The following is a 20381-nucleotide window of genomic DNA, read 5'->3' on the forward strand; positions in this document are numbered from 1 at the left end:
CTGCCCGCGCGTCAGGGATCGAGTGGCCTCTGTGCCCGCTCAAGCGGGGTTTTTCAAGCCCAATTAAGGGCTTGCGTCTGGATGGAATCTAGGCCGATGCAGCATGGCGGAGCTCGCCATGGCGCTCGCGGAACAGCTTCTCCTCCCACGCCAGGGCGTGGGCGGCGATGGTCTCGAGGTCGTCGTATTGCGGCCTCCAGTCGAGCAGGCCGCGGATGCGGCTGGTGTCGGCAACCATGGTCATGATGTCGCCGGGCCGGCGCGGGGCGTATTGCACGGCGAAGCTGCGGCCTGAAACCCGGCGCACCGCGTCGATGGTCTCCAGCACCGAATAGCCGCGGCCATAGCCGCAATTCAGTGTCGTCGAGGCGCCGCCATTGCGCAAATAGGCCAGCGCCGAGCGATGCGCCTGCGACAGGTCCGTGACGTGGATGAAGTCGCGGATGCAACTGCCGTCCGGGGTCGGATAGTCGGTGCCGAACACGTCGATCTTGGCGCGCTGGCCGGTCGCGGCTTCCACCGCGATCTTCAGCAGATGCGTGGCGCCGACGGTGGCGAGGCCAATGCGTGCCTGCGGATCGGCGCCGGCGACGTTGAAATATCGCAAGGTCACATATTGCATGCCGTAGGCGGCGGCGACGTCGTGCAGCATGATCTCGGTCATCAGCTTCGACGAGCCGTAGGGCGACAGCGGCCGTGCCGGCGCGTGCTCGGGCACCGGGACCTGGTCCGGATTGCCGTAGACGGCGGCGGTCGAGGAGAAGATAAAGCGGTTGATGCCGCGCTTGACCGCGACGTTGAGCAAATTGCGCGCGGTCATGAAGTTGTTGCGGTAATAGCCGAGCGGATCGCGCATCGACTCCGGCACGACCACCGAGCCGGCGAAATGGATGATGCTCTCGATGTTATGCTGGGCGATCACGCCTTCGAGCAGGTTCTCGTCGCCGGCGTCGCCGATGAACAGCGGCACGCCTTCGGGGAGATAAGCGGAAAAGCCGGTGGACAGATCGTCGATCACGACCACGTCCTCGCCGGCTTCCGCCAGCGCGAGAACCGTGTGACTTCCGATATAGCCGGCGCCGCCGGTGACTAGCACAGTCATGGTCTCACCCGTCTTCGATCAACGCGCCACGTTAACGTTTGCGCGGTGAAGAGGGGGTTTCGGCGCGGCTGAACTGGTCACTATGCTTAATGTTGCGTATAGGGACTTTTCGAAACGGAGCATGACGTGGCGAATTCCCTCGGCGATCTGCAGGTGATCGTGCCAAATCTGCACAGGCGCTATTCCGGGGTCACCGCGACCAACCGGATGGTGGCGCCGCAGCTGGCAAAGCTGTATCGCGCCGCGTGGTTCGGTTCCGACGCGCCGGAGGGGATTGCACGGTTGAACGTTGCAGATCTCCTGACGCTGTGGCGCCGCGAAGGGCCGCTGATCTGGCATGCGCGGCGCAACAACGAGATGATTGCCGGCGTCGTGCTGCGCGCGCTCGGCTGGCCGCTCAAGCTCGTGTTCACCTCGGCGGCTCAGCGGCATCACAGCTGGATCACGCGCTGGCTGATCCGGCAGATGGACGCGATCATCGCGACCTCTGACATCTCGGCATCGTTCCTGAAAGTGAAGGCGACGGTGATCCCGCATGGGGTCGACACCGACATCTACGCGCCGCCGGCCGACCGCGCCGCGGCGTTCGCGGAAGCCGCGCTGCCCGGCCGCTACGCGATCGGCTGCTTCGGCCGCGTGCGTGCGCAGAAGGGCACCGATGTGTTCGTCGATGCGATGTGCCGGTTGCTGCCGCGCTATCCGGATTTCACCGCCGTCATCGTCGGTCAGGTCACGCCGGAGCAAACTGCTTTTGCGAACGACCTGAAGAGGCGCATCGAGGAAGCCAACCTGCAAGCGCGTATCGTCATCACCGGCGAGTTGCCGATCGAAGCGGTGCAGCGCTGGTATCAGCGGCTCACGATCTACGCCTTCACCTCCCGCAACGAGGGTTTTGGCCTGACGCTGATCGAGGCGATGGCGGCGGGTGCTGCGCTGGTCGCCGCGCGTGCCGGCGCGGCCGAACTCGTGGTCGAGGATGGGGTCACCGGCGTGCTGATTCCGACGGGTGATGCCGATGCGCTCGCTGCGGCGCTGGAGCCGCTGATGCGCGACGTGCAAGCTGCAACGGCGATGGGCGAGCGCGGGCGGGCGCGGGTGCTGGCGAAGTTCAGCCTCGATGCTGAGGCGGTGCGGATCGGCGAGGTCTATCGGCCGCTGCTCTGACGCGTCACTTTCGAAAGCTGATACCAAAACTGCGAAAACAACCCCATGCACAGTAGCCGGCGAAAGCAGAATCAATGGCTTGGCAGTCGGGTGTCGTATTCTCCGGATTTTACGAAATAGATTTGACTCGTCGGGCAAAACACCTGCATGATGTCACGATGGGCAGGACCTCAACACTTACGTCCCAGCCTTTGCCCCCGCCTCCCTCAGCACTCGCTCCGCAATCCCCACCACCTCCACGGCGGCGATATCGCGCATGCACCTGTGGTCGTTCATCCTGCAGATCGTGCTCTGGCAGGGCTGGCAGGAGAGCACGCTCTTGTCCTGGACCACGGTGGCGGCGAGGCCGTTGAGGGGGGCCCAGAGATAGGGGCTGGTCGGGCCGAAGATGCCCATGGTGGGCGTGCCGAGCGCAGCGGCGATGTGCATCAGGCCTGAGTCGTTGGAGATCGCGACGCCGGCTGCGGCCATGGCGAGGACGCCGTTGCGCAGATCGTTGCCGGTGAGGTCCCGGACCCCCGGTCCGCCTGCTGCGAGGATCTCCTGAGCGAGGCCCTTCTCGGCGGGGCCGCCGACCACCCAGACCTCGAGCCCGCGCTCGACCAGCAGGCGGGCGGCCTCCGGGTAATAGGTCCAGCGCTTTGACACGCCGACCGAGCCGGGGGCGAGCGCCACGGCGGCGCCGGCGCTGAGGCCGTTGGCCTGCCGCCAGCGGGTGATGTCCTCAGGCAGGACCTGCAATTGCGGCACCGGCCATTCCGGGGGCAGGGGAGCGCCGTCGGGCTGGGCCAGGGCGGCGTTCTTGTCGATGAAGCGTGGCAGCTTCTTCTCGCCCCAGCGCCAGCGGTTGAGCAGGCCGAACCGGAACTCGCCGACGAAGCCGACTCGTTCAGGGATGCCTGCCAGTGCCGGCGCGATGGCGGCCTTCCAGGTCCGCGGCAGCACCAGGGCAGTGCCGTAGTTCCGTTCGCGCAGGAGCTTGGCCAGGCCGAGCTGGCGGCCGACGGCGAGGCGGCCGCGCGGCAGGTCCCAGACGATCCCCTGGCGCACGCCGGGCATGTAATCGACCAGCGGGGCGCACAGGGAGGTGGTCAGCAGATCAACCGGCCGGTTGGGCCAGCGCTCCTTCAGGACCCGCACAACGGTGTGATTCCGGACGAAATCGCCGATCCACATATAGGGGACGATCAGGATCGGTCGGGTGTCGCCCGGATCTGCTGCTCCACTAAATTGCGAATCACTGTTCATTGATTGATGGGGCCGGGGTATGCTGGGCTGTACCGGTTCGGTTAGCCGCTCCGGGCCGGCAGGTAAAGCCGGCCGCAGCCCAATCCCAAAACCGCTTACACTTTGCCGGATCATGCGCTAGGGCAGAAACGGGTCGCAAAAATCGGGCAGGGATGTTGGAATGTTGCTGGTGACCGGCGGGGCCGGTTTTATCGGATCGAATGTCGTCGCTGCGCTGAACGGGGCCGGCCGCGGCGACGTCGTGGTCTGCGACCTGCTTGGCAGCGACGGCAAATGGCGAAACCTCGCCAAGCGCCAGCTTGTGGATATCGTCCCGCCGGCCGAGCTGTTCGACTGGCTGAAGGGCCGCAAGCTCGACGCCGTGATCCATCTCGGAGCGATTTCCGAGACCACCGCGACCGACGGCGATCTCGTGATCGAGACCAATTTCCGCCTCTCGATGCGCCTGCTGGACTGGTGCACGGCGAATGCGGTGCCGTTGATTTACGCCTCGTCGGCGGCGACCTATGGCGACGGCGAGGCCGGCTTTGACGACGACGCCTCGCTGCCTGCCCTGAAGCAGCTGCGGCCGATGAATCTCTACGGCTGGAGCAAGCATCTGTTCGATCTCGCGGTCGCCGGGCGCGCAGCGAACGGCGATCCGCTCCCGCCGCAATGGGCAGGCCTGAAGTTCTTCAACGTGTTCGGCCCCAACGAGTACCACAAGGGTACGATGATGAGCGTGCTCGCGCGCCGCTTCGACGACGTCAGGGCGGGCCGCGTCGTGCAGCTGTTCAAGTCGCATCGCGACGGCATCGCCGACGGCGATCAGCGCCGCGATTTCATCTATGTCGACGACGTCGTGCGCGTGATGATGTGGCTGCTGGCGAGCCCGTCGGTGTCCGGGCTCTTCAATGTCGGCACCGGAAAGGCGCGCAGCTTCAAAGACCTGATGCTGGCTGCCTATGCGGCGCTGGGCACCAGGCCGAACATCGAATATGTCGACATGCCCGAGAGCATCCGCGGCAGCTATCAATACTTCACCCAGAGCAAGGTCGATCGCCTCCACCACGCCGGCTATAATGGCGGCTTCACGACGCTCGAGGATGCGGTGAAAGCCTATGTCGGGGATTATCTCGACCGGCCCGACCGCTTCCGCTGAGGCTCCAGGATCTAAGGCTCAAGGATCATGCCGACGCCCATTCTCGATTTCGATGCCCTCGCGCAGGCCATCTCCGGTCGCACGGTGCTCTGCATCGGCGACATCATGCTGGACGAATTCGTCTATGGCGAGGTGTCGCGGATTTCGCCGGAAGCGCCGACGCCTGTCATCGTGGCCCAGCGCAGCGAGATCCATATCGGCGGCGCCGGCAATGTCGCGCGCAATATCGCCGCTCTCGGCGCGCGATGCATCTTCGTGGGCCTCGTCGGCGAGGACGATGCCGGCAGGCAGCTCAGGGACGCGCTGGGTGAGCAGGACGGCATCGAAAGCGTGCTGGTGTGCGATCCGTCGCGGCCGACCACGCGCAAGGTCCGTTTCGTGTCCGAGCATTTCTCCACGCACATGCTGCGCGCGGATTGGGAGCAGGCTGTGCCTGCCTCCGACGACGTCGAGACGAAGCTGATCGAGGCGATCCTGCCGCAGATCGCGCGTGCCGACATCGTGCTGCTCTCCGACTACGCCAAGGGCGTGCTGACCGCGCGGGTGATCCGGCACACGATCGATGCCGCGCGAAAATCCGGCAAGTCCGTGATCGTCGATCCCAAGAGCCTGAACTGGGCGATCTATCGGGGCGCCACGCTGCTCACGCCCAACCGCAAGGAATTTTCGGAGGCCACGCGCAGCCGCGCCGACACCGTGCAGAGCATCGTCGATGCCAGCGAGGACGTGATGCGGCTCGCCGATTGCGAGGCGATCCTGGTCACGCAAGGCGAGCAGGGCATGACGCTGGTGCCGCGCAGCGGCGATGCCGTTCATGTTCCGGCCTTTCCCGTCAAGGTGCGCGACGTCTCCGGTGCCGGCGACACCGTCGCAGCCGCGCTCGCGGTCTCGCTTGCCGCGGGCGCGGACTGGGATACGGCCCTGCGCATGGCGAGTGCCGCGGCCGCCGTCGCGGTCGGCAAGCAGGGCACCGCCAGCGTGAGCGCGGCCGAGTTGCGGCGAAAGATCCTGCCGCATGCCTATCTGGCGGCCGAGGAGAAGATCGTGCTGGAGCCTGATACGCTCGACGCACAACTCGCGGAATGGAAGCGGCAGGGCCTGCGCGTCGGCTTCACCAATGGCTGTTTCGACATCCTGCATCCCGGCCACGTCAAGGTGCTGACCGCGGCGCGCGGCGCCTGCGATCGCCTGATCGTCGGCCTCAACAGCGACGCCTCGGTGCGGCGGCTGAAGGGCGAGGAGCGTCCGGTCCAGGACGAGCGCGCGCGCGCGGAAGTGCTGGCGGCGCTCGAAGCCGTCGATCTCGTCGTCATCTTCGAGGAGGACACGCCGATCGAGCTGATCACCCGGATCAAGCCGAGCGCGCTGGTGAAGGGCGGCGACTACACCCGCGAGCAGGTGGTCGGCCACGAGGTCGTCGAGGCCGCGGGCGGAACGGTGGTTCTGGTCGACATCCTCCAGGGCTTCAGCACCACCGCGCTGGTCCGTCGCGCGCGGGGCGGCGGCAAGTGACGGACCAAGTGACGACGCTTGCCAGCGAGACCACCGCCCAGATGCTGCGGCGGCGCCTGCGCAGTCCGGCGGCCTGGAGCGAGACGGTCGATCTGTTCGCGATCCTCACCGTGGCTTCGCTGCCCTGGTCGACCTCGCTCGTGGCGATCTTCAACGCTGCGTTCCTGGTCTGCATGGTGCCGTTTCTCGACGTCAGGGCATTCCTGCAATCGCTGAAGCGCCCGATCTGCGCGGCGCCGATCGCGCTGTTCCTGCTGGCATTGCTGGGGACGCTGTGGTCGGACGCGGCCTGGGGCGCGCGCCTCTATGCCGTCGGTCCGACCGTCAAGCTGCTCGTGCTGCCCGTCCTGCTCTATCACTTCGAACGTTCGACGCGGGGACACTGGATCTTCATCGCCTTCCTGGTGTCCTGCGCACTGCTGTCGGTGATGTCGTGGCTGGTCGCCTTCTATCCCGGCCTGTCGCTGAGACCCTATGACCCGCTCGAACGCGGCATCTTCGTCAAGAACTACATCGACCAGAGCCAGGAATTCGCCTTGTGCGCGGTCGCGCTCGCGTATCCCGTGCTGCTGCTGCTGCGCGAGAAGCGCTACTGGCTCGCAGGCTTGCTCGTGGCGCTGGCGCTGAGCTTCCTGGTCAACATGGCCTTCGTGGTGGTCTCGCGCACCGCGCTCGTCACCGTGCCCATCATGCTTGCCGTGTTCGCGCTGCTTCATTTGAGGTGGCGCAGCATCGCGATCATCTCCGCGGTTTTGATCGCCGGCGCCGCCATCGCCTGGCAGACCTCGCCGCAATTGCGCAAGACTGCCGACACGTTTTCGCGGGACTATCGGCTTTACATGCAGGAGAACGTCCCGACGTCCATGGGAGAACGTCTCGAATATTGGCGGCACTCGATCAAGTTCTTCGTGCAGGCTCCGCTTATGGGCCACGGGACCGGCTCCTCGCAGGGACTATTCGAGCGGGCCTCCAAAGACCCCTCATGGGTTCAAGGCGTCAGGGTGTTTCCGAATCCGCATAACCAGACGCTGCACGTCGCGGTGCAGTGGGGCGTCATCGGCGTCGTCGTTCTCTACGCGATCTGGATCAGTCATTTCCTGCTGTTTCGCGGCGACGGCTTTGCCAAGTGGATCGGCCTGCTGGTCGTGGTCCAGAACGTCTTCACCTCGCTGTTCAACTCCCACCTGTTCGATTTCCACGAGGGCTGGATGTACGTCATCGGCGTCGGCGTCGCCGGGGGCATGGTGATCCGGACGCAGCGGGCGTCGGCGACACCCGAATCGGGTTCCTGAGCGGCCGGCAAGTCCGGGTTGAGAGTCCGGTGCCGGAAAGTCCTGCGCCGGCAGGTCTCAGGCTGGCGTCTTGTGCTGGCAAGTCTTGTACCGGCCAGTCTGTACTGGCAAGTCTTGTGCTGGCAGTTCTTGCCGAGATGGGCTATCAGCGCGGTCAGGTTGCACCTAACTGGATTTTCATCGGTCGGCGGATGACGCGTCTCTCGCATCTCACCTTGCGTAATTTCTTGATTGCGCTCCACGACCTCCTGGCGACCACGGCGGCGCTGTTTGCCGCCTTCTACATCCGCTTCGAGGGCGGCGAGGGCTTCTACGACCGCCTGCCGCTGCTGTTCCAGATCCTGCCCTACTTCCTCGCGTTCAGCGTGGTCGTGTTCTTCGTCTTCAACCTGACAACGACGAAATGGCGCTTCATCTCGCTGCCGGACGCGCTGAACATCATCCGCGTCGCGAGCGTGCTGACGGTCGCGCTGCTCGTGCTCGATTACGTCTTCGTCGCCCCTAACGTTCGCGGCGCCTTCTTCCTCGGCAAGGTGACCATCGTCCTCTACTGGTTCCTCGAGATCACCCTGCTCAGCGCGCTGCGCATGACCTACCGCTACTTCCGCTATACGCGGGTGCGGCGTCATGCGCGGACCGAGGATGCAGCGCCGACGCTGCTGATCGGCCGCGCCGCGGACGCCGAGGTGCTGCTCCGCGGCATCGAGAGCGGTGCGATCAAGCGCATCTGGCCGGTCGGCATGCTGTCGCCGTCGAGCTCGGATCGCGGCCAGCTCATCCGCAACGTGCCGGTGGTGGGCGACATCGATGATATCGAAGACGTCATCGCCGACTTCGCCAAGCGCAATAAGCCGATCGCGCGCCTCGTCATGACGCCGTCGGCGTTCGAGCCGGACGCGCGTCCGGAATCGATCCTGATGCGGGCGCGCAAGCTGGGGGTGATCGTCAACCGCATGCCCTCGCTCGAGAGCGGTGACACGCCGCGCCTCACAACCGTCGCGGTCGAGGACCTCCTGCTGCGGCCGAGCGAAAAGATCGACTATGCGCGCCTCGAAGCCCTGATCAGGGGCAAGGCGGTGATCGTCACCGGCGGCGGCGGCTCGATCGGCTCCGAGATCTGCGAGCGCGTCGTCGCGTTTGGCGCCGCGCGCCTGCTGATCGTGGAAAATTCCGAGCCGGCCCTCTACGCCGTCACGGAAGCGCTCGCCGCGCACGGCGCCGCAGCCGCGATCGAAGGGCGGATCGCCGACATCCGCGACCGCGAGCGCATCATGCGCCTGATGGCCGAGTTCAAGCCGGACATCGTGTTCCATGCTGCCGCGCTCAAGCATGTGCCGATCCTCGAGCGCGACTGGAGCGAGGGTGTCAAGACCAACATCTTCGGCTCGATCAACGTGGCCGATGCGGCGCACAGCGCCGGCGCCGAAGCCATGGTGATGATCTCGACCGACAAGGCGATCGAGCCGGTGTCGATGCTCGGCCTCACCAAGCGCTTCGCCGAGATGTACTGCCAGGCGCTCGATCATGACATCGCGGCAGGGAGCGGCGGCGCCAGGCCGGCGATGCGGCTGATCTCGGTGCGATTCGGCAATGTGCTGGCGTCGAACGGCTCGGTGGTGCCGAAGTTCAAGGCCCAGATCGAGGCCGGCGGCCCCGTGACGGTGACGCATCCCGACATGGTCCGCTACTTCATGACGATCCGCGAGGCCTGCGACCTCGTCATCACGGCGGCGACGCACGCGCTCGGTACGCAGCGTCCGGACGTCTCGGTCTACGTGCTCAACATGGGCCAGCCCGTGAAGATCGTCGACCTTGCCGAGCGCATGATCCGCCTCTCGGGCCTGCAGCCCGGCTACGATATCGAGATCGTGTTCACGGGCATGCGGCCGGGCGAGCGCCTGCACGAGATCCTGTTCGCCTCCGAGGAGCCGACCCGCGAGATCGGCGTCGCCGGGATCATGGCCGCGCAGCCGAACGAGCCGCCGATGCAGACTCTGCGCAAGTGGATCGTCGCGCTGGAGCAGGCGATCGCGCGCGACGATCGGGCCACGATCAGGACTATCCTGAAGGACGCGGTTCCGGAATTCGGGTCGACTGCGGCCTGACCATGCAGTCCCTGGGCAAGATCGTCGTCGCGAGCCAGCACTATCCGCCGGATACGAGCACGACAGCCGCGATCATGGCCGAGATCGCCTGTCGTCTTGCCGAGCGGCACGAGGTCGTCGTGCTGTCGGGCTGGCCCGGTGCACTGCCGGCCTCGCACACCGGTCCGGGCAAGCCGCGCGTCGTTGCGATCAGGAACCGGATGGCGGGAAAGGCGGCGCTGGTGCGGCGCGGCGCCTCCGAGCTGCTGTTCGCGGCGCGCACGTTCGTCGCGCTGGTCCGGGAGCTCAAGGCGGGGGACGTCGTGCTCACCGTTACCGCGCCGTTCATGCTGCCTTATGCCGTTGCCGCGGCGACAAGGCTCAAGGGCGCGCGTTCGGCGCTGATCCTGCACGACCTCTTTCCCGACGTGCTGGTGATGGCGGGCCTCCTGAAGCCGGGTTCGATCGTGACGAGGACGATGCGTGCCGCCAACAGCCTGATGTTCCGCGCGCTCGACGCCGTCATCACCATCGGCCGCGATGCCGAGGGGCCGCTGCTAAGCTATTCGGGCATGACGCGCAGCAAGATCCGCTTCATTCCAAACTGGGCGACGATCGTGCCGGGTCCGCGTCCGCTTTCAGCGGACAATCCGTTCCGCAAGGCCATCCCTGCGCGTTTCGTCGTCGGCCTGTCGGGCAATCTCGGCTTCACCCATGATCCGGAGATCGTGTTCGAGGCGGCGCGTCTTCTCGAGGACGAGCCGGACATCCACTTCCTGCTGTCCGGCTGGGGCATCGGCTTCGAGCGGCTGAAGCAGTTGCAGGCCGCAGCAAACCTCGCCAATGTCTCCTTCGTGGCGCGCGTCGCGGATGCCGAACTCGAGGCGTTCCTGGCGGCGGCCAATCTCTGGATCATTCCGTACCGGAAGGACGTGGCGGGGGTGTCGGTGCCGAGCCGGTTCTACAATCTGCTGGCGGTCGGCCGTCCCGTGCTGCTGGTCTCCGAGCCGGAGGCAGAGGCGGCCTTGACCGTGGTGGAGAACGGGCTCGGTTGGGTCGTGACGCCGGGCCGCGCCGATCAGCTCGCAGACGCGATCCGTGCGGCGGCCCGTTCCGACGACGGTGCGATTGCGGCGCGCGCGGTGAAGGCGGCCGCGCGATACGACCGGACCGTGGCGATGGACGCGTATGCCGGCCTGATCGACGAATTGTTGCGCAACCCGAACCTTTCGGAGCGGTGATGAGCGAGCGCAAACCGGTCGTGCTGGTGACGGGAGCGAGCGGCTTCGTCGGCCGTCACGTCGCGCCTGCGCTGGCGCTCGCGGGATGGTCGGTGCGCCGTGCGGTTCGCAGTCCTGAAGGCCTCGACGACGAGGTCGTGATCGAATCGATCGGCCCGGAGACGGATTGGAGCGCCGCGCTCCAGGGCGTCGACGCCGTCGTCCATCTCGCCGCGCGCGTGCATCACAAGCACGAGGAGCACGCGGTCCAGCTTTACCGCAACGTCAACATCGCCGGCACGCTGCATCTGGCGCGCTCCGCGGCGACGGCCGGCGTGCGCCAGTTCATCTTCGTCAGCACCGTTCTGGTGCATGGCCGCAGCAATGAAGGCCGCGCGCCGTTCAGCGAGAACGACATCCTGACGCCGCGCGGCCTCTACGGCATGTCCAAGGCGGCGGCCGAGGCGGGACTGAAGACGCTGGCGCGCGACAGCGACATGAATATCTCAGTGATCCGGCCGCCGCTGGTCTACGGCGCAGGCGCCAAGGGCAATTTCGCGCTGCTGACGCGCGCGGTGAGCCTGGGGCTGCCGCTGCCCTTTGGCGCGATCCGCAATCAGCGGGCCTTCCTCGCCGTGCAGAACCTCTCCTCGTTCATCGCACGCCGGCTCGCCCATCCCGACACGGCGAGCAATTTCGAGATCTTTCTGGTGGCCGACAGGGAGCAGGTCTCGACGCCTGAGTTCATCGATCGGCTGGCGAAGGCGGCCGGCAAGAACTCGCGGCTATTCGGCATGCCACCGAACCTGCTCAGCACGTTGCTGAACGTTATGGGCCGGCAGGACACCCATGACAGCCTGATCGGCTCGCTGGAGCTCGACGTCTCCAAGGCGATTGCGACGGGGTGGCAGCCGCAGGTCTCTCTCGACGAAGGCCTGCGGCTCGCGCTGTCGGTTCAGGAGGCCTGAGGGCGCGAGAACCGTCGCAGCACGAAGCCGATCGCGGACGCGCCGGCGAGCACCGCGACGATCGTGATCGCCGTCGAGCCCGCGCGAACGGTGACGATGGCAAGCATCGCCAGCCATAGATTGAGCGCGAACACCTCGCCGATCACGCGCGGAACCGTGAAGCCGTTGTCGGTGGCGCGCTGATAGAAATGCGAGCGATGCGCCGACCAGAACTGCTCGCGGCGGGCGATGCGGCGAAACAGCGTGATGGTGGAATCCGCGAGGTAATAGGCCGGCAGCAGCAGCGCCGCGGCGGGCTGTCCGTGCCAGGCCAGCTCCAGCAGGCACCAGCCGAGCAGAAGGCCGATCGGCAGGCTGCCGACATCGCCAAGGAACACTCTGGCGAGCGGCTTGTTGAACGGCGCAAAGCCAAGCATGGCGCCGCACAGCGCCGTGGCGATCAGCACCGCCGGCCATGACAAGTCTCCGAGCCACCCGAGCAGCAGCAGCGCCGCGGTGACCGGCACCACTTCCGCCACCGACATCAGGTCGAGCCCGTCCATGAAGTTGACGAGGTTCACGAACCAGATTCCGGCGAGCAGGATGAGGCCGCGCTCCAGCACCAGCGGCAGCGCCGGCACGATGCGCGCAGTCTCGGGCGCGGCGAACACGACCGCGCCGACGCAGGCTGCTTGCAGCAGGAGTCGCACCAGCACCGGCAGCGACACGATGTCGTCGGCGAATCCGACCAGCGCGATCACGATCGTCGCGATGACCAGCGCCGGAGGGATCGCGGCGTTGGCCCAGGCCCCCCAGACGGATGCGACCAGCAGCGTCGCTGATATCACCGCGATGCCGGCGCCCTGCGGGGTCGGGATGCGATGCGAGGATCGCGCGTTGGGCCGCGCCAGCGCGTAACGCTGGAGCAGGGGACGGCTGGTCCAGGTGACGACGGCCGAGATCAGCGCGGCGATCGCAACGGCAAGCAGCGACGGCACGATGGCGACCGTGTCGCTGGCCGGGTTCACTCCGGCACCCCGAGCGGCGCCGAGCCCTGCGCGGCTTTCTCCGCGCTGAGGATCCAGACCAGGCCGCCGACCGCGCCGACGATGAAGGAGACCGCGCCGAACAGCAGCGAGATGTTGACGCCTTCGTTGGATGCGAGCCCGGCGAAGCCGAAGGCCAGGCCCATGGTCGCCTCGCGCACGCCCCAGCCGGCGATCGAGATCGGCATCAGGGTGATCAGCATGACCGGCGGAAGCAGCTGGAAGATCTGGCCAAAGCTGACCGGCGCCGCGATCGACTGCACCACGCACCAGCCGATGACGACGGCGAGCACGTGAACGAGGAACGACAGGATCGCGATGACGGGGCCGCGCCTTGCGTCGAAGATCACGCGGTTGGCGATCACGGCGCAGGCGTGGATGTGATGGGTGGCCCACCAGGTCTTCAGCCACGGCCATTTCAGCGCGCCGAAGACCAGGAAGCCGAGGCCGCCCGCGAGCGCGGCGAAGTCGACCAGCAGCAGCGCCGAGCGTCCGCGCGGATCGGTGATCAGCTCGTAGCTCCAGGGCAGGCTCGCGACGATGAGAATCGCGAGTGCGACGAGGCCGATCGCGCGATCGACGAAGATGGAGTAGGTGGCCGCGCGCCATCCGGCGCCGGCGCGCGCGACCAGCCAGAGCCGGACCGCATCGCCGCCGATCGCGGACGGCAGGGTCTGGTTGAAGAACGCACCGATCACGTTGTAGCGCATGGCGCGGGCAAGCTCGAGCGGCGCGCCGCATGCGGCGCTGATCTCGCGCCAGCGCAGCACGCCGACGAAGATTTGCAGGAAGGTGACCGCGATCGCCATGGCGATCCAGAACAGGCTGGTCGCTGTGAAGCGCGAGAACAGCTCGGACAGATCGACCTTGCGCAGCGCCAGATAGAGCAGCGCGCCGGAAATCAGGATTTTGGCCGTCGACAGCAGGATTCGGCGCATCTCGCCCGCATGAACAGGGTTTGCGAAGATTTGAGGCAACCCGACGCGAGGCGCCGAATTAGGCCGCTTTGGTATGGTTTTGGCGTCGATCTTGCAATAGCGGTGACGAGGAGCGGTTATGAACCGCCAATATGACGGGCGGCGGGGCTATTGTGCCCCCCTCGATGCGGCGGCTAAACAGGCGCCGCGGGCGCAGGATCGGATTTGGGGGCCCTCGGGAACAGGATGACGGATCAGGCGATTTTGGTCACGGGTGCGGCCGGCTTCATCGGCTTTCACGTCGCCCGGCAGCTGCTCGCCGGAGGCCGGACCGTCGTCGGGCTCGACAATCTCAACAGCTATTACGATCCCGCGCTGAAACGGGCCCGGCTGGAACTGTTGCGCGACGATTCCCGCTTTTCGTTCGTCAAGGCCGATCTCGCCGACCGCGAGGCGATCGCCGCGCTGTTCGCACGGCACGGATTTGCCAAAGTCGTGCATCTCGCGGCCCAGGCCGGCGTGCGCTACTCGATCGAGCAGCCGCAGGCTTACGCCGATTCCAATCTCCAGGGCTTTCTCAACGTGCTGGAGGGCTGCCGCCACAATGGCTGTCGTCATCTCGTCTACGCCTCGTCATCCTCCGTTTATGGCGCCAACACTAAACTGCCATTTGCCGTGCAGGACCGGACCGACCATCCCGTGAGCTTCTATGCCGCGACCAAGAAGGCGAACGAGGTGATGGCGCAGTCCTACAGCCATCTCTACCGGCTGCCGGTCACTGCCTTGCGCTTCTTCACCATTTACGGCCCGTGGGGACGGCCCGATATGGCCCTGTTTCTGTTCGCGAATGCCATCATGGCGGGCAAGCCGATCCGGCTCTTTAACCATGGCCGGATGCGTCGCGACTTCACCTATATTGACGACGTCACCCGTGTAGTATCCAAGCTGGTCGATCGGGTGCCCGCGGATGACCCGGCTGCCGCAAATGCGCCGTCTAAGGTCTACAATGTCGGCAATCACCACCCGGAAGAGCTGATGCATGTCGTCGGACTTCTGGAGCAGGAGCTGGGTCGGACGGCGATCAAAGAATTGCTGCCGATGCAGCCGGGAGACGTCTTGGAAACGTTCGCGGATGTCGAGGATCTGATGCGCGACACCGGCTTTGCGCCGTCAACGCCGATCGCGCACGGGGTTCGTAATTTTGTCACCTGGTATCGGGACTACTTCAAGGTTTGAAATGACGATGGACAAACGCATTATCCCCCTGATCATGTGCGGCGGTGCCGGCACGCGGCTGTGGCCGGCTTCGCGCGAGGTGCGCCCCAAGCAATTCCTGCCGCTGTTCGGCGCGCGCTCGACCTTCCAGGACACGCTGCTGCGCGTCTCGGATGCCTCGCTGTTCGATCGTCCGATCGTCATCACCAATGCGTCCTACCGCTTCATGGTGCTGGAGCAGCTCGGCGAGATCGGCATCGAGGCCGACGTGATCCTCGAACCGATGCGGCGCGATTCCGGCCCCGCGATCGCAGCGGGTGCGGTGTTCGCGCAGAACCGCTCCAGTGACGCCATCGTGCTGGCGCTCGCCGCCGACCACGTGGTGCAGGACAATGCCGCCTTCGTCGCGGCGTGCCGCGAGGGTCTCACCGCCGCAAGCGCCGGGCGCATCGTCACCTTCGGCGTTAAGCCCGAGCGGCCGGCGACCGAATACGGCTATATCAGCCCGGGCGAGGTGATCTCGGGCGAGGTGCACGCGGTCGCGCGCTTCGTCGAGAAGCCGGACGCGGTGAAGGCCGCCGACTACGTCAATTCGGGCTATCTGTGGAACAGCGGCAACTTCATGTTCCCGGCCACGCTCCTGCTCGACGAATACCGCAAGGTCGATGCGGCGAGCGTGGAGGCGGTCTCAAATGCGGTCGCCAATGCCGGCCGCGATCTCGGCTTCGTGACGCTGGAGCCGCAGGCTTTCGGCGCGGCGAAGGCGATCTCGATCGACTACGCGGTGATGGAGAAGACCTCGCGGGCAGCCGTCGTGCCGGTGGCCTGCGGCTGGTCCGACGTCGGCTCCTGGCACGCGGTGTGGGAGCTCTCGGACAAGGACGCGCAAGGCAATGCCGCGCGCGGCACCGCGGTGTTCGAGGATTCCCGCAACTGCAACGTCACGACCGATTCCGCGCTGGTAGCGCTTGAAGGCGTCGACGATCTCATCGTGGTGGCCACTGCGGATGCAGTCCTCGTGTCGCGGCAGAAGGATGCCAACGGCCTCAAGCGTCTCGTGACGCAGCTCAAGACGGTTGCGCCGAAGGTCACCGAGGAGCATCTCAAGGTGCACCGGCCCTGGGGCAGCTACCAGTCCGTCGACAATGGCGAACGCCACCAGGTCAAGCGCATCGTGGTCAAGCCCGGCGGGCGGCTGTCGCTGCAGAAGCACCATCATCGTGCCGAGCACTGGATCGTGGTCCGCGGCGCGGCCCGGGTCACGGTCAACGAGACCGTCAAGACGGTGCATGAGAACGAGTCGATCTACATCCCGATGGGCGCGGTCCACCGGATGGAGAACCCCGGCAAGATCATGCTGGAACTCATCGAGGTCCAGACCGGAAGCTATCTCGGGGAGGACGACATCATCCGGATTGAAGACGACTATCAAAGGTCGTAACCAGCGCACTCCGAATCACGCGACCTGGGCCGAAACAGCGGTATCTTTCAGCCACTTATGGCCTGGGGAACGTGTAACTTTTTGAATCAAATCGTGTCCGGGCAGTCAGGCCGGCATTCGCCACAAATGTGGCGCCCGTGCTAGAAGCGGCCCGGGGATTTGCGCTGAATCGGGGTTTGCTCAGATGAGTTCCAAAGTTTCTGCACCGGCAAAGACCGGCTTGCGCGTCGGCGTCATTGGCGCGGGCGTGATGGGCAGCAACCACGCGCGCGTGCTTGCGGGGCTTCCGGGCGTCAACCTCGTTGGCGTGGTCGATCCCTCGCCGGCGCACCTGACGCGCACCACCGAGCTTGCCAACTGCCAAGGCTTCGAGACGCTCGACCAGCTCCTCGTCGCCGGCGTCGATGCCGTCACCATTGCCGCGCCGACCCATCTGCATCACGAGGTCGCGCTCGCCTGCATCGCCAGGAACATCCACGTGCTGGTCGAGAAGCCGATCGCCTCCACGGTCGCGGAAGGGCGCGAGATCGTCACTGCTGCGCAAAAGGCCGGCGTGACGCTGATGGTCGGCCACGTCGAGCGCTTCAATCCGGCCGTCGCCGCAGTCAAGCAGGCGATCGCGGGCGAGGACATCCTGTCGATCGCGATCACGCGCGTTGGCCCGTTCCCGCCGCGCATGTCCAATGTCGGCGTCGTCATCGACCTCGCCGTGCATGACATCGATTTGATCCGCTGGTTCACCGAATCCGACATCGTCGAGGTGCAGCCGCAATTGTCGAGTGCGATCGCCGAGCGCGAGGACATTGCGCTGCTGCAGTTCCGCACTGCTAACGGCGTTCTCGCCCACATCAACACCAATTGGCTGACGCCGTTCAAGGCGCGCAGCGTCACGGTCGCGACCCGCGGCAAATACGTGATGGGCGATCTGCTGACGCGCCAGGTCACCGAGTGCTTCGGCTTCAAGCCCGACGGCAGCTATTCGATGCGGCATCTGCCGGTCGGCCATGACGAGCCGCTGCGTGCCGAGTTGATCGCGTTCCTCAGGGCCGTGCGCCATGGCGAGATTCCGGCGGTGACCGGCGACGAGGGCGTTGCCAGCCTCGAGATCGCCACGCAGTGCCTGGAAACGCCCTCGCGTCCCGCAGCCAATTCGTCCACCCTCAAGGGCCCGCGCCGCGTTGCCGGCTGATCCCATTCCATGTCGACCACGCGAGAAGGCGCCAAGAACCAGACCATGAACCAGCATCTGCGTTCCGATCCCATTCCCTTCATCGATGTCAGCTCGCAGCGCCGCCGGCTCGGCGCCTCGCTCGATGCCGCCGTCAAGCGCGTGCTCGACCATTGCCAGTTCGTCAACGGCCCTGAAGTCACCGAGCTCGAGAAGCAGCTCGCGGCCTATTGCGGCGCCAAGCACGTCATCGCCTGCGCCAGCGGCACCGATGCGCTTCTGATGGTGCTGATGGCCAAGAATGTCGGCCCCGGCGATGCCGTGCTGTGTCCGTCCTTCACCTTCATCGCGACCGCCTCGCCGGCGGCCCGGACCGGAGCGACGCCCGTTTACGTCGACGTCGACGAAGCCACCTTCAACATGAGCCCGGAGTCGTTGAAGCGCGGTATCGCGACCGCCCGGAAGGCCGGCCTGCGGCCTGCCGCGGTGATTCCCGTGGACCTGTTCGGACAGCCGGCCGATCACGATGCCATCGCCGAGATTGCCAAGGCCGAGGGCCTGTTCGTGCTCGACGACGCCGCGCAGGGTTTTGGCGCCAGCTACAAGGGCCGCAAGCTCGGCACCGTCGGGCTCGCCACCACGACCAGCTTCTTCCCCGCAAAGCCGCTCGGCTGCTTCGGCGACGGCGGCGCGATCTTCACCGACGACGACGAGCTCGCCGCGACGCTGCGCAGCATCCGCGTGCACGGGCAGGGCGTCGACAAATACGACAACGTCCGCCTCGGCCTGACCGGCCGGCTCGACACCATGCAGGCCGCGATCCTGCTCGAGAAGCTGACGATTTTTGATGACGAGATCGCCGCCCGCAACAAGGTCGCGGAGCGCTATGCGCGGGGGCTGTCGAACGTGGTCACCGTGCCGCGTCTGGCGCCGGGCAATACCTCGGTCTGGGCGCAATACACCATCCGCCTGCCTGAGGGGGCCGACCGCGACGGCTTCGCCGCCGCGCTGAAGGCCCAGGGCGTGCCGACCGCGATCTATTACGGCAAGTCGATGCACCAGCAGACCGCCTACAAGCAATATCCGGTCGCCGACGGCGGCCTGCCTGCTTGCGAAAGCCTGTCGCAGGACGTCATCAGCCTGCCGATGCACGCCTACCTGACCGAAGCCGATCAGGAGCGAATCATCGCCGCGGTGCGCGGCGCGATCGCGGGCTGATTTCGTCGTATTGCCGCGCGGTTGCTTCACCTCTCCCTTCGGGAGAGGTGGTCCGCGGCCACTTTTTTGATCCCATCGTACTTCAGAGCCTTATCGGTCGACGGATAAGTCTCTAAAACAAGACGCATGCTCGGACGCATCTTCACGGTTGGTGGTTACACGCTGCTCTCGCGGCTGACGGGATTTGCCCGCGACATCATGCTCGCGGCGATTCTCGGCGCCGGTCCCGTGGCCGACGCCTTTTTCGTGGCGCTGCGGCTGCCCAACCATTTCCGCGCGATCTTTGCCGAAGGCGCCTTCAACGCGGCCTGGGTGCCGGCCTATGCGCATGTCCATGGCGAGAAGGGCGAGGGGGCGGCAAAACTGTTCGCCGACCGCATCTTCACGCTGCTGCTGGCCTCGCAAATCGTGCTGCTGATCGTCGCCTGGCTGTTCATGCCGCAGGCGATGAGCATTCTGGCGCCGGGCTTTTCCGAGGATGCCGAGCAGCGCAAGCTCGCGATCGAGCTGACCCGGATCACCTTTCCCTATCTGCTGCTGATCACGCTGGTGACGCTGTACGGCGGCATGCTCAACGTGATGCAGCGCTTTGCCAGCGCAGCCGCCGCCTCGATCTTCCTCAACGTCGCGATGATGATGACGCTGGCGCTGGCCGCCTGGTTTCCGACCGCGGGTCACGCCGCGGCCTGGGGCGTCCTGATCTCGGGCTTCCTGCAATATTTCCTGCTGGCGGGTGATCTTGCCCGCCATGGCGGCCTGCCGCGCTTTGCGCCGCTCAGGCTCGACGAAGACATCCGCGGCTTCTTCAAGGCGCTGGGACCGGCGACGCTGGGCTCGATGGGCACGCAGGTCGCGCTGTTCGCCGACACCATCATCGCGACCTTCCTGCCCGCGGGCGCGCTGTCGGCGCTCTATTACGCCGACCGCCTCAATCAACTGCCGATCGGTGTCATCGGCATCGCCATCGGCACGGTGCTGCTGCCGGAGATGTCGCGGCGGATCACAGCCAACGACCATGACGGCGCGATGAAGGCGCAGCGCCGCGCGTTCGATTTCACGCTGCTGTTCTCGATCCCTTTCGTCGCGGCCTTCCTGACCGTGCCCGACGAGATCATGCGCGCGCTGTTCGCCCGCGGCGCGTTCTCGAAGGCCGATGCGGTGGCCGCCGGCGGCACACTGGCGGCCTACGCCATCGGCCTGATCCCCTTCGTGCTGATCCGCAGCGCGGTCGCGACCTTCTATGCGCGCAAGGATACGGCGACGCCGGTTCGGGCGTCGCTGACCGGCATCGCGGTCAACGTCGCGCTGAAAGTCGCTTTGATGGGATCGCTCGCCCAGATCGGCCTCGCGCTGGCAACCGCCGCCGGTGTCTGGACCAATCTGCTGCTGGTGCTGTTCTTCGCCGTGCGGCGCGGGTTTCTCGTGCTGGATCGCGCCTGGCTGATGTCGCTCGCGAAATTCCTGCTGATTGGAGTGATCCTGGCCGCGAGTTTCTGGCTGATTGCGCATTTCAGCGGTGCCTTGTTGGGCGCGATGCACTTCCGTGACGAAGCGACATTGTTGCTGCTGGCTCTCGGGGGCACAATCGTCTACGCGCTCGCGATCCTCACCCTGTTCGGCCGCAACTGGCTGGTCTCGCTGGTGCGTGGCTAGCCGAAAGCTCGTT

At 66.0% G+C, this 20381-nt stretch carries 16 protein-coding genes; 12 read left to right on the forward strand and 4 right to left on the reverse strand.

Annotated elements, in window-relative coordinates:
• Nucleotides 1-88 precede the first annotated feature (88 nt).
• Nucleotides 89-1102 (reverse strand): UDP-glucose 4-epimerase GalE, encoded by a 1014-nt coding sequence (gene galE, locus WHZ77_RS10780; RefSeq protein ID WP_375313656.1) that lies wholly within the window; start codon nucleotides 1100-1102, stop codon nucleotides 89-91.
• A 126-nt stretch (nucleotides 1103-1228) separates the two neighbouring features.
• Here galE and WHZ77_RS10785 point away from each other — a divergent pair, with 126 nt between their 5' ends.
• Nucleotides 1229-2266: a glycosyltransferase family 4 protein gene (locus WHZ77_RS10785; RefSeq protein ID WP_375313657.1), complete on the forward strand. Its 1038-nt coding sequence runs from the start codon at nucleotides 1229-1231 to the stop codon at nucleotides 2264-2266.
• Nucleotides 2267-2443: 177 nt separating this feature from the next.
• On the opposite strand, the gene waaF is transcribed toward WHZ77_RS10785, so the two are convergent.
• Nucleotides 2444-3514, reverse strand: a complete 1071-nt coding sequence (waaF, locus tag WHZ77_RS10790) for a lipopolysaccharide heptosyltransferase II (RefSeq protein ID WP_375313658.1) — start codon at nucleotides 3512-3514, stop codon at nucleotides 2444-2446.
• A gap of 160 nt (nucleotides 3515-3674) precedes the next feature.
• On the opposite strand from waaF, the gene rfaD reads away from it, so the two are divergent.
• The 6 genes from rfaD to WHZ77_RS10820 all read left to right on the forward strand — a co-directional run bounded on the left by rfaD (nucleotide 3675) and on the right by WHZ77_RS10820 (nucleotide 11731).
• Nucleotides 3675-4655, forward strand: coding sequence for an ADP-glyceromanno-heptose 6-epimerase (gene rfaD / locus WHZ77_RS10795; protein WP_375313659.1), 981 nt, complete (start codon nucleotides 3675-3677; stop codon nucleotides 4653-4655).
• 27 nt (nucleotides 4656-4682) lie between these two features.
• Nucleotides 4683-6167 carry a D-glycero-beta-D-manno-heptose-7-phosphate kinase gene (rfaE1, locus tag WHZ77_RS10800; RefSeq protein ID WP_375313660.1) on the forward strand — a complete coding sequence of 495 codons (1485 nt, stop codon included), beginning with the start codon at nucleotides 4683-4685 and terminating at the stop codon, nucleotides 6165-6167.
• 8 nt (nucleotides 6168-6175) lie between these two features.
• Nucleotides 6176-7459, forward strand: coding sequence for an O-antigen ligase family protein (locus tag WHZ77_RS10805; protein ID WP_375314700.1), 1284 nt, complete (start codon nucleotides 6176-6178; stop codon nucleotides 7457-7459).
• 191 nt (nucleotides 7460-7650) lie between these two features.
• On the forward strand, nucleotides 7651-9564 hold the full coding sequence (locus WHZ77_RS10810) for an SDR family NAD(P)-dependent oxidoreductase (protein WP_375314701.1): 1914 nt from the start codon (nucleotides 7651-7653) through the stop codon (nucleotides 9562-9564).
• 2 nt (nucleotides 9565-9566) lie between these two features.
• Nucleotides 9567-10784 carry a glycosyltransferase family 4 protein gene (locus WHZ77_RS10815; RefSeq protein ID WP_375313661.1) on the forward strand — a complete coding sequence of 406 codons (1218 nt, stop codon included), beginning with the start codon at nucleotides 9567-9569 and terminating at the stop codon, nucleotides 10782-10784.
• On the forward strand, nucleotides 10784-11731 hold the full coding sequence (locus WHZ77_RS10820; protein ID WP_375313662.1) for an NAD-dependent epimerase/dehydratase family protein: 948 nt from the start codon (nucleotides 10784-10786) through the stop codon (nucleotides 11729-11731). The genes WHZ77_RS10815 and WHZ77_RS10820 overlap by 1 nt, the downstream gene beginning before the upstream one ends.
• Here the strand turns inward: WHZ77_RS10820 and WHZ77_RS10825 are convergent.
• Nucleotides 11719-12738, reverse strand: a complete 1020-nt coding sequence (locus tag WHZ77_RS10825) for a glycosyltransferase family 4 protein (RefSeq protein WP_375313663.1) — start codon at nucleotides 12736-12738, stop codon at nucleotides 11719-11721. The genes WHZ77_RS10820 and WHZ77_RS10825 overlap by 13 nt on opposite strands.
• Complete coding sequence (locus WHZ77_RS10830; RefSeq protein ID WP_375313664.1) at nucleotides 12735-13694, reverse strand: lysylphosphatidylglycerol synthase transmembrane domain-containing protein; 960 nt, start codon at nucleotides 13692-13694, stop codon at nucleotides 12735-12737. The genes WHZ77_RS10825 and WHZ77_RS10830 overlap by 4 nt, the downstream gene beginning before the upstream one ends.
• Before the next feature lie 225 nt (nucleotides 13695-13919).
• Here WHZ77_RS10830 and WHZ77_RS10835 point away from each other — a divergent pair, with 225 nt between their 5' ends.
• The 5 genes from WHZ77_RS10835 (at nucleotide 13920) to murJ (ending at nucleotide 20368) form a co-directional block, all read left to right on the forward strand.
• Nucleotides 13920-14909 carry an SDR family NAD(P)-dependent oxidoreductase gene (locus WHZ77_RS10835; RefSeq protein ID WP_375313665.1) on the forward strand — a complete coding sequence of 330 codons (990 nt, stop codon included), beginning with the start codon at nucleotides 13920-13922 and terminating at the stop codon, nucleotides 14907-14909.
• A 7-nt stretch (nucleotides 14910-14916) separates the two neighbouring features.
• The gene (locus WHZ77_RS10840) at nucleotides 14917-16329 is read left to right on the forward strand and encodes a mannose-1-phosphate guanylyltransferase/mannose-6-phosphate isomerase (RefSeq protein WP_375313666.1); all 1413 of its coding nucleotides are present in this window, start codon (nucleotides 14917-14919) and stop codon (nucleotides 16327-16329) included.
• 184 nt (nucleotides 16330-16513) lie between these two features.
• On the forward strand, nucleotides 16514-17518 hold the full coding sequence (locus WHZ77_RS10845) for a Gfo/Idh/MocA family oxidoreductase (protein ID WP_375313667.1): 1005 nt from the start codon (nucleotides 16514-16516) through the stop codon (nucleotides 17516-17518).
• Between the two features lie 9 nt (nucleotides 17519-17527).
• Nucleotides 17528-18715 (forward strand): DegT/DnrJ/EryC1/StrS family aminotransferase, encoded by a 1188-nt coding sequence (locus WHZ77_RS10850; protein ID WP_375313668.1) that lies wholly within the window; start codon nucleotides 17528-17530, stop codon nucleotides 18713-18715.
• A 126-nt stretch (nucleotides 18716-18841) separates the two neighbouring features.
• Nucleotides 18842-20368, forward strand: a complete 1527-nt coding sequence (gene murJ / locus WHZ77_RS10855; RefSeq protein ID WP_375313669.1) for a murein biosynthesis integral membrane protein MurJ — start codon at nucleotides 18842-18844, stop codon at nucleotides 20366-20368.
• Nucleotides 20369-20381 lie beyond the last annotated feature (13 nt).

It is taken from the genome of Bradyrhizobium sp. A5 (assembly GCF_042076515.1).
Classification (GTDB): Bacteria; Pseudomonadota; Alphaproteobacteria; order Rhizobiales; family Xanthobacteraceae; genus Bradyrhizobium; species Bradyrhizobium cosmicum.